The sequence below is a fragment of the Xylanibacter ruminicola Ga6B6 genome, from assembly GCF_000687715.1.
In the GTDB taxonomy this organism is placed as follows: domain Bacteria; phylum Bacteroidota; class Bacteroidia; order Bacteroidales; family Bacteroidaceae; genus Prevotella; species Prevotella ruminicola_B.
In genome coordinates, this window is the sequence record NZ_JHXD01000028.1 from 1 (window position 1) to 12,387 (window position 12,387).

Here is a 12,387-nt window from a genome sequence, read left to right on the forward strand (position 1 = left end):
GTGTTTTGTAAGCAAAGAAGAAAAAAGAATGCCCATTAAACTTAATTAACAGGCATTCTCTTTGTTTTATCTTAGAAATCCATGCAGCTGGTAGCACCCAGTGCTGTTACTATCGCTGTAGCGATGCTGGCAATCATCTGTACGATGAACTTAATGGTTTCTTTCTTACTCATTATTCACCTCCTTTCTTGCCTAGTTCATGTCGCTGCCGCCACTACCTGGCTGATTACCGCCTCCGGTGTTGCCTCCGGTATTGCCACCTGTGTTACCACCGGTGTTGGTGCCGCCATTGCCAGTCTGTGGGTTGTCGGGATCCTCCACATCGCCGCTGTCGCTACTGGTTACTCGCTTCACCTCCTTGCCGTCGCGGTCGTAGCAGGTAATCTGCACAGCCGTCTTCGAGAGCTCCTCCTTCAGATCCACGTCGGGGGTGAAGATGATGCGGCGACTCGAGATCAGTCCGGCCTTTACCTTGTTCACATCGTCGACGCTCTTGGCGCGCAGGCCGAATCGCATCGTACCCAGTCCGGGCAGCGCCACGCTGTGGCCCTCGGTGGCCCATGCCTTAATTACTTCGCCAGCTGCATCCCAGCAGGCCTGCATCACGCCTCGGCTTACTCCGCTGCGAAGGGCAGCCTCGCGGATAACTTTGTCCTGAGTCAGGGCGGTGTACAGCTCGGGCAGCATCACGTAGCGGTAGGTGCCGGCGTAAGTGCCAATCTTAATCAGCTGTTCGGTTGCTTTTACTTTAAGTGCCATAATAAAAATACGTTTTAAAGGGTTAAACATTAAATTTTTGTTGCCTAACTAGGGAGATTTTTTTCTCTAACTAGCGCGCTAATTTTCTCCTTTGTTTCGACGTTACAAAGGTACAACATTCGCCGCCACCGTTTGGGCGATGGCTGGCGATGCCGTGCGATAGGCGAACTTTTTTTCTGCATTTTTTTAGGGCTCGCCTAAGTGTTCAACAATAGCTTTTACCTGCCGTGGGGTAAACGCCTTGCAGGTGGGCTGGTAGCCGGTGGCTTGCAGCTGTGCCGACAGCTGGGTGCAGCGGGTAATCCATGCCATCAGGTGGTTAACGGCTGTGCGTGGCATGCTCTCAGGAAAATACATCAAGGCCAGCTCCTTCTTTGTATAAGCCCTAATGGTAAATGTATCCATAATGTTTAATCTTTAATCCTTAATGTAAAAAACTCACTAAAGTCCTTACACCCTTTGGGCAGCTGATGGTGCTGCAGATTGGGTAACACCTGCTGCAACTGTAGGAACAATCGCTCGCCTGGCTCATCCTGATCGGGATACATGTGGAACGATATCGTAGATGAAAGCTGCGATAGCAGTTCTTTATCCTTCTTGGTGAGCAGGGTGGCCGAGGGGATGGCGATGGCTTTATGACCAGCCGATAGCATGGCCCAGCAGTCGGATGCACCCTCGGTAATAAACAGCTGTTCGCCGGGTTTCAGCAGGTTGAGCACGGGCAGGTTGTAAATGCCGCACTCGGCGCCTGGCGGGAATCGGAAACGGGGTAGGGCACCCTTCACCAGATTGCGGTTCTGCACGCCCACCAGCTGGCCCTCTTTATTATAATAAGGTATCTGCAGCCAGGGCACACCCTTGCGGTCGGTCCACGAGGTTAACCGGCACCACCACACCACGCGGGGATCAATCATTCGCTCGTGGAACAGAAACTTACGGGCAGCCTCGTTCAGCCACGGGTGCTCAAAGAATGGCTCGTAGCGGCTGGCATCAAAGGGCTGTGGCGCCACGTCGGTTGGGTCGGGCTGCCACTCATCAAGAATGATGTTGTGCTCATCGGCCAACCATCGGCAGGCATCCTTGAACTCCATGTTCAGATGGCGCATCACCAGATCGATGGGACCTATCGATTGCGACATACACACAAAGCATCGGCAGGTGTTGGTTTTAACGCGATACGACATACTGGGGTGACTGTCGGCATGAAAGGGACAAAGACTCTTGTGGTGCTTAACACGTAGTCCAAGTCGCTCGGCGACCCCCTCAATAGGCAGGTCGCGGAGCTTTTGCAGTTGTATCTTATCCATAATTACATTTTTTTATTTTTACATTCTCTCATTTTTGCAATTTGCAAGTACAACTCCGTCTTGGTGTATAGTCCTGTTTGGGCGCTATACTCTATGAACTTGCGATGCAGCCATTGGCGTAGCTGGGCTTTAGTACCCTCTAGGGGCTTTTCCATACTTACGCGTAGAGCCTCCAGTTGTGCCAGGTTAAACGTATCGGGCAGGTCGTCGAGCATGTTCTTCGGGCCGGTCTTCGAAGCCTCAGAAGCACCATAGTCGCTCTCCTTTAGCATGTCGGCAAATATCTGCAGCTTGCTCCATAGATCATGGTACACCAGCCACTCTACCAGTTCGCCCATGGCCTTGGTCCACGTCTGGTTATTCAGCACCCAAAGAATGCAGCCCGCCTTCCAGGCCGACACCAACGAGCGGTGCGACAGTTCGAACAGCAAGTCGTCGTCGGTCAGGTCGGCCAGCGTAGCCATATCCTCAGCCAATCGGTCAATCAGTTTGTTCAGCTGACGGATGATGAAGCGCCCCTTGCAGATGTCGAGTCGTACCAGATACTCATCCAGTTTTTGGTAGAACTCGTCGGGATACTTACCCTGTCGGGGAATGCGACCCTCGCGGGTGCCCCGTGGCTTGTAACTGAACACTACGCGCCCGAAGGTTCCGTTAAACAGCTCGTACTTATAGAATTTGCGCGTGCTATATGGATTGCTTGATATCGTCATGCAGGCACGTAGGATAGGGTTGCCTGTTACACCCTCGGCCGTGGCGCGGAGAGCACCTGCACGGGCTCGGTCGTAGATGTTACGTAGCATCTGACTAACCTGCTTGTGGCCGCCGCATAGCTTGTCGGCCATCTCCACCTCGGGTATGTTGATATACTGCGTACGACCACCGTGAGCCTCCAGGGCCATGGCATTCAGCAGGAATGCCGGGTTGGTGGTGTCGTTAGGTGTAAACCAGATACCCTCCTCAGGGCGATCGGGTTTATCCTTATTGTTGCCCCTCGACTGTTTTTGCTTCGACCACTCCAATAGTCTATCGTTCTCAGCTTTGTCGTGCTGGCGGAAATCACGGCAAATGGCCTCTACTAGATTAGAGAATTGCCCCTTGTTATCGCCACTTTTGGCCACCAGATTGGCCATCATGCCCGTTGGTTCCTTCCAACTGTTATCGGGATACATAAATTCTGTGCCGCTCATGTGTGCGCCAAGTACGGGAAAGAACATCGGAACAAAGGGTTCGTGCATCACTTTTGAGGCCTGCGAGAGCAGTAATTTTATACATTCTGTGCCTTTGCCGAGGTTCGGCATAGCGGGCGCAGTCGCTTTACTAATTTCGTATTTCATTGAATATCAGCTTTTTAGATGAATTAAAATGGGCGCAAACGTTACAGTTACAATTGTGACAGATTGATTTTGGGGGTATCATTTCTGTCTAATATTATATATAACTACTTATATATCAATAAGTTATATAGTATTATAAGGCGTGTTGTAACCTCGCATTTCTAATTGTCACAACTGTAACCGTCACGCTCGTTGCCTGTTTTCTGTTAGGGTTAGCCTTCCTCTATAAGGCCACTCAATCCCTCGCAAAGTTCGATGTACACCTCGTATACATATCTCGCCAAGGTAAGACTGCCGCCGATATGCATAGGCTTAAAGTTGGGGCGGTACGTGCCATCATCCTTACGTGTAATTGTAATGTGCTTACCCTCGTACACTTTGGGATTACGCTTAATGGTAGTTGATGGAATCGTCTCAACAAACGTAAAGTGTTCGTCGTAACGAAACTCATCGCTCTCTACATCGCGACGCAGCACACCCAGATAATTCTTACCCACTTTTGCCAGGCGATCCTTGCGCAGCAAGGTTTTCAAATCCACGCTAAAATGCGTGTTGCAATTTTTATTCATGTCTTAATATGAAATTTAAAATTGCCCTCTTGCACTTACGCGATGATATAGATAGGCAGTACTTCATCTCGCGCTCGGAGCCGTGCCCAGTTTTTTTCTGCCGACTGACATCTAAAAAAGAATGCAGCAAAAACTCCGATTAGAAATTTCTGCTGCAAAGATACGATGTGTGTGGAAATGGAACAAAATAATTGAATAGCGATAAATAGCCGTATATTCATCGCTATTTATCGCTATAAAGTTTGGAACCTTTAAATGATTATTTCTCGCAATAAAGCACTTTGAAAGGTTTTAGTTCATCTTCGGAAAAGTAATTGTTCAGCCCAATTTTATACCCTCTGTATTTAGTAAGGTATGGTTTTATGGAGTTTCCTTTCACACCAAATTCTTTTTCAATACTTGGTGCCGATACATCTTGTTGGATTTTTCCTGCTTCGATGCCCCCAATAATTACTAATGCTGTTTGCTTCGGTCTGCTGGGAGTGATATTCTTTCTTATGATACTTATCACTTTGTCAGTCTCAGCATTGTTTATTATAAAATCCGTAAACTTCGTAACTTTTGTACCAGATTCTTCCCGATTACAGCCATTATCTTTTTCCGGTTCCTCATTGATAAAGGTGTCATACCAACCGTCGGGTAGGGAGATGGAGAATATCTTGTCGAGCATCAGGGGCCACTCCTCAAAAGAATGGTTGGCTATATTTTGCATAAGCTGTTGGGTAAGTGTGAATTTGTAGAAACTATGACTGCTTGTACCAAGCGCCAAGATGGCAAAACCAAAGACAATGCCCACAGCCTTTCGTATTTCGTTCTCGCTTACATGACGGTCGAAACGCTTGTACTCATTGTGCTTTTGTAGCCATATGTCCTCAATTTCTGTTGATATAGCGTCACCCTTGTTGGCGATGATATTAAGTAGCTCGAGTGTTTCAACAATACACTCTTCTGGACACAAACCAAATTCTGTCAGTTCGGCCTCCAGTTTTCGACCAATCTGACAAATAGCCTTGTAAAGCTCGTTCTCGGCATACTTCTCACTTACGAGCTTTATTTCTGCGGGTTGGAACCTCTGATTCATTTAGGTAGTTTTTAGTTTGTTCATTAATTAAGTTAAACCATGTTTCAAGTCCTGTCATGTTGTCAAAGTCGCGAGTACCAATACTAAAGTTATGTAAAACTTCGAAAGTCAATGGGTAATATGCCCTTACGTAGTCGTTTATGCGGTAGGTTTTGAACTCCTTAAAGGTGATGCTGATATCATAACCGTTTTCGCTACAGAGTTTTACCATTTCAGCCATGTCTTTGTTTGCCTGTGAAATTTTGCCATTTGAGTTCTTATCAAATTCCATTGTGAAGAATCCTTTCAAGGCGTCTGAAATCTCAACCGTTTTTAGCATCGCTTTCAGGTGTGCAGAATTTATCTCCATGCCCTTTGACTTGTTGATTTTCTTGGGGTTCTGAAACGAGAACGAAACCTTGCGCACGTAGTCGTTGTGCTCGTAAATGCGCTCGTGCATGAATTCCCAAATATCCTTCGGGTTCATTCGGGCTTCGATGCGCATTTCGAGGTCGAACAGTTCGCCCATCATGCGGTTGAAGTTCTCTAATATCACATCGCGCAGCTGATCAGGATTGCTTCCCCAGGCCGACGATTTCTCTATGGCCATCAGGCCTACGCCAGGGCGATTGTCTATCAGAACGTAGCAATAGGGGTTTGACTCTATTTCATCCTTTTCATAGGTGTCGAAACCCTTTGGGTCCTTTCCGCTGCGTTTCCACCAGTCCTTAAACTGGCTGTTGTTCACTCTCCAAAGAAAGATGTCGTCTGCTTTTGCCAATACATCATTGGGGAGCAATGTTATTATTTCGCCCTTTTTATTCTTTTTGGCAAGTTTGTCGATACTGTTTTTGTCAAACAGACTTGCAAAGCAGGTTTGAGCAAATTTAACGTATTTAGCACCATCTATACCATCAGCGGCGGTTTGTATTGATTGCTGTGGCGATTTATGAAAATCGAATTTGTAAATTGCGTAAAGCGAATTTCTTTTGTCCATTACTTATAGTTTTTTAGAATTTGAGTGGCAAAGGTAGCAAAAATACGTTAAACAAAAGCAAGAATCGTCTGCAAATTTGAGATTTGATTACATATTTTCTTGTTTTCTAGCATAACTTTCCATTTGGTGCACAGTTTCCTTATTTTCCGGTTTAAAATTGCACGTTTTAATGAGTAAAGGCTTGGCAGGGTTAGTCAGCTGTTATCATAATGAATAAGGTGGCGAAAATGTCAATTATCATAAACTTTTCGGATGAAATATGGATAATATCATAAAAATAATGTATATTTGCAGCGTAATTCTAATTTTAACGCTTATGAGTACCCAGATGATGAGCCAGCAAATTGCCGAGTACTTCAAGACACAACCTGTCGTGAAGGCCTGGATTTTTGGCTCATATTCGCGTAATGAGCAGAGACCATGGAGCGATGTCGATATCCTCGTTCAGTATGACAGAAGTCGTCCTATTGGTCTGATGAAAATTGCAGGTATGAAGGTGGATCTCGAAGATTTGTTGAAATGCGAGGTTGATCTTGTGGAAGAAGGCACACTTCGTCCATGGGCTGTGGAAAGCGTAAACCGTGATAAAAAACTGATTTATGAGAGAGCATAGCAAACCATAAAACCGGAGAAATTGGTCGATATTTTAGAATATGCGGCAGATAGGGACGAAATAATTCTCCATTAAGTAATGCTATCGAGATTAAACGGCAGGTAACGACAACTTGCCCGGATTGGATTGTGTATCTTCGTGATGTATTAATCATTAACGAAGTATTACAATGAAAGAAAATTTAAATGACGTTCGATTATCGGCCCATTTTATGCTGGGCGAGTTTATTAATCTGCAGAAATATGCGGATAACATCCCTACCATGCAGGCGGTGGTTAACTTGACTTATGGTTGCCACATGCTATTGGAGCCTGCCCGTAAGGTGGTTGGGCCCATCATCATCAACTCCGGGTTTCGCTGTAGTCGGGTGAACGCTTTGGTTGGTGGCGTTAATAACTCGCAGCACCTACTTGGTCAGGCTGCGGATATCCGCCCTAAGGACGCACGACAGTTCCAACGGCTTATAGAATTCCTGAAGGCGCAAAACCAAACCGACCAGCTCCTTACTGGCAACGGCTGGCTACACATCTCATGGAATCCCATCGCCACACCAAGGCATGATGTTAGAGTAGGGTACTATAAGTAACATGGAGCAGGACATTTTTCTGGATATGTTTTTTGCTTTTTTCTTTGTTTTTATCCATTTCGTGCTTGTAAATCCAAAAACTATTTGTATCTTTGCAACAGTAATTAAAACTATTGGAGTATGAAGAAAAACTATTTTTGCATGAGAAAAAGAATCCTTTGGTTCCTCACCACAGTGATACTGTGCGGAACAACAGCAGTAGCACTCAGCTCCTGCTTAGGCAACTACGACAATCCCGCCGCCCAGACCCCTCTCGGCGGTAAGATTGTAGGCAAGTGGTATGCAGAAACTCCTAAACAGGTAACCCTTGGCACGGGCGAGAATGCCGTGGAATGCGCCAAGGTGGTGCTCTGCGGTACGTTCGATGCCGACGGCGAGGGCTTCTGGTCACTCATCCTGGTGGATAAGCAGAACCGCGCCATTCAGCCGGTAGGTAAAGATGGTAAGGAACATCCCTATTACGCCAACTGCAAATACGGCGTGACGGGAAACAACGTCGATGTGGAGCTGACTGCCAACTATCTGCCCACTTCGCAGATGGAATGGACGTTCAACTACAACGGCACCTGTCTGCAGACGAAGTACGAAGACAGAATTATAGACCTCCATCCCATCACGACCGGGGAGGACGCCATGTTCCAGGAGTGGATGCAGCAGTTGGGCTTCGGCGCTTCCGCCGACAACTATAACATCAACGACAAGGACATCACTACCGAGAACTGGCGACAGACGGAGGCCATCTACATCTACGACGGTGTGGGTGCCGACGTCACCGACGAGAAAGGCCGCACGGGCTACACAACGGTGAACCTGCCTTGGTACAAGGGCGACAAGCTGACCAATCTGCCCGATGGCTTCTGCGACGACATCACGCCTGAGATGGGTTGGGAGTGGGTGCTCAACCGATGCGGCAGTCGTGTCACCGTGAACAACAACTTCTTCGCCCTCTATAACAAATATACTGGCATCCTGCGTTTCTTCTATTATATGCCGCAGGGCACCAATACGGGCAACGACCATGTATGGCAGGTGTCGATGACCGACAACCTCGCCACACACACCACCATCCCTTACGGCGTGCCTAATGACCGCACCTTCAGTAACAAGGCTGCCATCAACCAGACGGGGCAGGGCACCTTTATGGACTATATCACCCCCTGGGTTGACTATAGGAGCAACGATGGCCTGATAGTGCCCAACGCAGGCTGGTGGGCATTCGACGTGGACCTGTCGCTCACTCGCTCCGAGGCCATCAGCAACGACGACAACATCAAGTTGCAGATGCGCTCGTGGAACACCACACACACCTCGCTTTACAGCACCATGATGGCCAATATCGACGGTGAGATGAAGGGTTCCTTCGAGGGACAAACAAAAACGCCTCTTATCGCCAGCTCGTCGAAGGGTCTCTTCGGTCGTGTTGGCGACCTCGTAAAGCTGGGCACCAAGATTACGAATACAGTCAAGGACATCTATTCGGGCAATGCCGTTGGTGCTATCAAGGGTGGTGTCGATCTCGCCAAGAACGGTGCCAGCCTCGCCTCGGGCAAGACCAAGGCAAGTGGTGGTGCAACGAGCGGCACTTTCGACGGCACTTTTGAGGGTACCATCAATATGATGATGAACGGAACCATCAATACCGACGGTGTCATCCAGGGCTCACAGCCCACTGTGGGCGTCGCTTCGCCTACGTTCTACCTCAAGGACTTCGAAACCAAGAACTCCCTCCTCGGCCAGGGTGTGTGGAATATCAAGAAAACCCCGATGGTGTATGTTGTCAACAGCCAAAACGGTGTGTTTTATTGGACGGAAGATGTTCTCCAGAAAATCTTTGCTGGTAACTGGCAGTTTTTCGACCCCAGCAGTATAGAGGTGGAATTGAACCCTAATGTGTTCCCCGAGGACGAGATTGAATGGATGCAGGTGGATGCCATAGCAGGCGCACGCAAAGAAATGAGTTGGAAGGGAACCGACCCCTTCCGTCAGGCTATTGGCTTAAAAGCTATGGCAGATATAACATACAAGACACAAGATAGAGACCATTTTGAATTTTCTATTTACTATGGAGAGGATGTTAACAACTATGTCTTTAATTTTGTGGGAGCAGGCGACTTCGACGGACAAACCATTGAGGGTATGTCATACCCTGTACAGTTCGACTCAGTAAAAACAGACTTCAAAGCAAACATCGAAGTTGAACAGGAACTTCATTTCTTCGGGTGTGGGACAACAGATTTTATCATAGAGCCTCAAATAACATGTGCAAACGGAAGGCATTTTGTTGATAGTGATCATGGTGTTAATATACCATCGATATGCTTTGACGCCCCCTGCTACTTCCCTGCCGTCGAAATCAACGTGACCGTTCAGGTGAAGCTGAAATCCCTTGACCAACCGATTATTCTGAGCCGCATCTATCTGCCTGACTACCAATACCTGGAAATCAGCAAAGATAAAGCAAAAGTGCTGGAAGTCATCGACCGCATTTATGCGAAGAAGAACCTCAGCCCGAAGACGAAGGGCCACACCCAGAGCTACGACTTCCAGGCAGCCCGCATCAACAAGTGCTTCAAGCTGCTCTTCGGCTACTCCAGATAAATCGTGAATGTGAGAATTACGCAAAACGCTGTAGTCATGGGGACAGGCACCTGGGTATGGGTGCCAGTTCCCCAAAGATGAGAATAGAGAAACGGAAGTCAGCGGCTTCCGTTTCTTTTCGTCTGGGTGGTGCTTTTGTGAGAAAATAATCGGGGAAACGTTTGCTGCTTAGTATCTTATTTCGTATTTTTGCAAGCGATATGAGAGTGATTAGTAATAACTATACCCGCTGGCATTTGCTTGTGATGCTATTGCTGGCAGTAGCGACGGTTGAGGCGCAGACTGTATGGAGACTGCAGTTGGATGAACATCATCTGCTGCTGGATGCGGATGCTGAATCGGCTGATAATCAAGCGTTTGTGTTTAACGACTTCCAGGAGGCGGTGAAGCATCTGGGAGATAGTTGTGTGCTGTATGTGGCGCCGGGGGTGTACTGGGTGGACGATCCTGACGATCCTGAAATCAAAGTGGGGAAGGACGGACGAGAGCCTTTCGGATGCGTCGTCAGATGTAGGAATCTGCGCATCATCGGACTCGACCCTCAGGCGCAGAATACCGTGCTGGCGGCCCAACGCGGACAGACGCAAGGGGCCATCGGCAACTTCACGATGCTCGACATCTGGAGCGACTCGCTGGTGGTGGAGAACCTGACGCTGGGCAACTTCTGCAACGTGGATCTGGACTATCATCAAAATCCCGCACTCTCGCGGAAGAAGCGGAGCGACGCCATCACGCAGGCTCACGTAGGCTACGTGCACGGACGCTCGCTCACAGCACGCAACGTGCGCTTTATCAGCCGGCTGAACCTGAACCCGCTCAATGGCGCCGAGCATTCCTACTACGAGAACTGCCACTTCGAATGTACCGACGACGCGATGAACGGGACCGCCGTCTATCGCCATTGCACGATAGACCTCTACGGCCAGAAGCCCTTCTGGAGCACCTTTGGACGGGGAGCGATGTTTGTGGACTGCGACTTCAACGTGATGACCAATAACCGCGAGATGTATTTCTGCAAGCAGGGTGGGCCGTTGACGCTCATCGACTGTCGCTACCATGCGCCCTCAGACAGCATCTATATCGGTTGGACAGCCTATCCGCAGAAGTGGCTGCGTTGCTATCAGAAAAACTTTACATTCAACGGCAAACCTTACATCATAGGCAGCCGACAACGGGAGAACACCATCGTGATCGACGCGCTGGCCGTGCAGCCCGACGAGCCACCATATCTCGCCATCAGCCGACACGAAGCTGAGATGCAGGTGGGAGGCCAGCCGCTCAGACTCCACGTGCGGTCGGAAGGTCGGAAGGTGGTGTGGCAGATACCTGCACCCTACAATCAGATAGCAGCACTCGACACAGCCACAGGCGACTCGGTCGTGGTGTCGGTAGCCTGCGATCTCATCGGCGAGCCAGTCTGCTTCCCTGTGACGGCCTATGCCGTAGATAGCAGAAACGTAGGTGCAGTAGCCGTGTGTCAGTTGACGATACAGCCGCCCTTGTCGGCAGCACCAAATTTCTTGAAAGAACCTGTCGTAAAAATCAAGGATGGCGTGGCCCGGATTGACTACCAGCTCGACCTGCAGGGACGCAAAGACCAGTCGCGCATCGTATGGGGCCGACTGGATAGCGACGACTGCCAGCAGGAGGCCTTTCTGGCCGATAGTAATGATGGTCCGCAGTATGCCTACAAGCTGCGCCCCAGCGACGTAGGTCGCCGACTGATAGTGAGCTTGCGTCCGGCGAGCGACAGGAGTGTGAAAGGAGAACTGACGCAGGTGGTGAGCAGGCAGATTCGTGCGAAAGACATCAATCAGCCATACCGTCTGGAGACTGATTTTAGCGATATCTGTTGCAATACCAGCAAGGGTTTGGTGCCCGATGCCTGGCAGGCTGACGGCTATAAGCCTGCCGACACAGCCGAATATCCATGGACCTTCGACCCCAAGAAACCGATGTGGGAGTATGGCGAAGTATTCAACGGCGCTGTGGGCCGTGGTTTGCTGCAGGCCCAGCGTGGTGCCCGACTGATGTACACACCAGCCCAGGGCAGCTATCGTGACATGACGCTGACGCTACAGGTGGACCCCACGAAGACGGCAGGACAGGGCTTCGGCTCTGCCACCGGACAGTATATGGACGTGTGCCTGAAGTTCGACACCCATACACTTACAGGCTATGGCCTGCGCATCATCCGCACCACCAAGCATGCCAAAGCGGTAGATTTCTATCTTGTGGCTTATCATAATGGTAAGGTCAGCCAGATATCCGAGGCCGTCAGCGCCACCTGCTATCGCACCGGATGCACCATCAGTCTCGCTGTAAAAGGACGCCTGTTGACAGCTCATGTGGAGACAGCAACGCCAAAGCCACAAGAGAGCTCGTTGCCCCATGTGGTAGATCTGAGCGCACAGATAGAGCCGGTGCCCTTTGGCGGTATCGCCATCCAGCACACCGGCTCGTGCGGCGAGAGCACCACCATGCTCCACCACCTCGTAGCTACTTGGTGAAGACATTGTGTGATACACTCTTGCCATCTGGAAAACGATGGCCTTATAACT

The 12,387-nt window shown here is 49.2% G+C and carries 12 protein-coding genes; 4 read left to right on the plus strand and 8 right to left on the minus strand.

The genetic code is table 11. The features are described 5' to 3' along the window. Window positions 1–71: 71 nt before the first annotated feature. The 8 genes from T500_RS17040 to T500_RS0113130 form a co-directional block, all read right to left on the minus strand. A complete protein-coding gene (locus T500_RS17040) occupies window positions 72–173 on the minus strand; it encodes a smalltalk protein (protein ID WP_155267553.1) in 102 nt (33 codons plus the stop codon). Window positions 174–192: 19 nt separating this feature from the next. Next, complete coding sequence (locus tag T500_RS0113100) at window positions 193–759, minus strand: DNA-binding protein (protein WP_028908491.1); 567 nt, start codon at window positions 757–759, stop codon at window positions 193–195. A 186-nt stretch (window positions 760–945) separates the two neighbouring features. Next, window positions 946–1,164, minus strand: a complete 219-nt coding sequence (locus tag T500_RS0113105; protein ID WP_036909139.1) for a DUF4248 domain-containing protein — start codon at window positions 1,162–1,164, stop codon at window positions 946–948. A gap of 5 nt (window positions 1,165–1,169) precedes the next feature. After that, complete coding sequence (locus T500_RS0113110; protein ID WP_080694900.1) at window positions 1,170–2,066, minus strand: CHC2 zinc finger domain-containing protein; 897 nt, start codon at window positions 2,064–2,066, stop codon at window positions 1,170–1,172. 2 nt (window positions 2,067–2,068) lie between these two features. Then, a complete protein-coding gene (locus T500_RS0113115; RefSeq protein WP_196243522.1) occupies window positions 2,069–3,403 on the minus strand; it encodes a hypothetical protein in 1,335 nt (444 codons plus the stop codon). Window positions 3,404–3,615: 212 nt separating this feature from the next. Further along, complete coding sequence (locus tag T500_RS0113120; RefSeq protein WP_155267554.1) at window positions 3,616–3,972, minus strand: hypothetical protein; 357 nt, start codon at window positions 3,970–3,972, stop codon at window positions 3,616–3,618. A gap of 259 nt (window positions 3,973–4,231) precedes the next feature. Next, complete coding sequence (locus tag T500_RS0113125; RefSeq protein WP_028908496.1) at window positions 4,232–5,053, minus strand: hypothetical protein; 822 nt, start codon at window positions 5,051–5,053, stop codon at window positions 4,232–4,234. Further along, window positions 5,010–5,813, minus strand: coding sequence for a hypothetical protein (locus T500_RS0113130; RefSeq protein ID WP_155267555.1), 804 nt, complete (start codon window positions 5,811–5,813; stop codon window positions 5,010–5,012). The genes T500_RS0113125 and T500_RS0113130 overlap by 44 nt, the downstream gene beginning before the upstream one ends. Window positions 5,814–6,345: 532 nt before the next feature. Here T500_RS0113130 and T500_RS0113135 point away from each other — a divergent pair. The 4 genes from T500_RS0113135 (at window position 6,346) to T500_RS16025 (ending at window position 12,336) form a co-directional block, all read left to right on the plus strand. Next, a complete protein-coding gene (locus T500_RS0113135) occupies window positions 6,346–6,642 on the plus strand; it encodes a nucleotidyltransferase family protein (RefSeq protein WP_230580913.1) in 297 nt (98 codons plus the stop codon). A gap of 169 nt (window positions 6,643–6,811) precedes the next feature. Next, the gene (locus T500_RS16020; protein ID WP_051612071.1) at window positions 6,812–7,228 is read left to right on the plus strand and encodes a D-Ala-D-Ala carboxypeptidase family metallohydrolase; all 417 of its coding nucleotides are present in this window, start codon (window positions 6,812–6,814) and stop codon (window positions 7,226–7,228) included. Window positions 7,229–7,369: 141 nt separating this feature from the next. Further along, window positions 7,370–9,826: a hypothetical protein gene (locus tag T500_RS0113145; RefSeq protein WP_155267556.1), complete on the plus strand. Its 2,457-nt coding sequence runs from the start codon at window positions 7,370–7,372 to the stop codon at window positions 9,824–9,826. Between the two features lie 200 nt (window positions 9,827–10,026). After that, complete coding sequence (locus T500_RS16025; RefSeq protein ID WP_051612072.1) at window positions 10,027–12,336, plus strand: hypothetical protein; 2,310 nt, start codon at window positions 10,027–10,029, stop codon at window positions 12,334–12,336. Window positions 12,337–12,387: the final 51 nt, after the last annotated feature.

Bases quoted from the DNA above. Each gene is read 5' to 3' on its own strand.
- T500_RS16020 (WP_051612071.1), top strand. From the start codon at position 6,812: ATGAAAGAAAATTTAAATGACGTTCGATTATCGGCCCATTTTATGCTG.
- T500_RS16025 (WP_051612072.1), top strand. From the start codon at position 10,027: ATGAGAGTGATTAGTAATAACTATACCCGCTGGCATTTGCTTGTGATG.
- T500_RS0113135 (WP_230580913.1), top strand. From the start codon at position 6,346: ATGAGTACCCAGATGATGAGCCAGCAAATTGCCGAGTACTTCAAGACA.
- T500_RS0113110 (WP_080694900.1), bottom strand. From the start codon at position 2,066: ATGGATAAGATACAACTGCAAAAGCTCCGCGACCTGCCTATTGAGGGG.
- T500_RS0113145 (WP_155267556.1), top strand. From the start codon at position 7,370: ATGAGAAAAAGAATCCTTTGGTTCCTCACCACAGTGATACTGTGCGGA.
- T500_RS0113120 (WP_155267554.1), bottom strand. From the start codon at position 3,972: ATGAATAAAAATTGCAACACGCATTTTAGCGTGGATTTGAAAACCTTG.
- T500_RS0113115 (WP_196243522.1), bottom strand. From the start codon at position 3,403: ATGAAATACGAAATTAGTAAAGCGACTGCGCCCGCTATGCCGAACCTC.
- T500_RS0113125 (WP_028908496.1), bottom strand. From the start codon at position 5,053: ATGAATCAGAGGTTCCAACCCGCAGAAATAAAGCTCGTAAGTGAGAAG.
- T500_RS0113105 (WP_036909139.1), bottom strand. From the start codon at position 1,164: ATGGATACATTTACCATTAGGGCTTATACAAAGAAGGAGCTGGCCTTG.
- T500_RS17040 (WP_155267553.1), bottom strand. From the start codon at position 173: ATGAGTAAGAAAGAAACCATTAAGTTCATCGTACAGATGATTGCCAGC.
- T500_RS0113100 (WP_028908491.1), bottom strand. From the start codon at position 759: ATGGCACTTAAAGTAAAAGCAACCGAACAGCTGATTAAGATTGGCACT.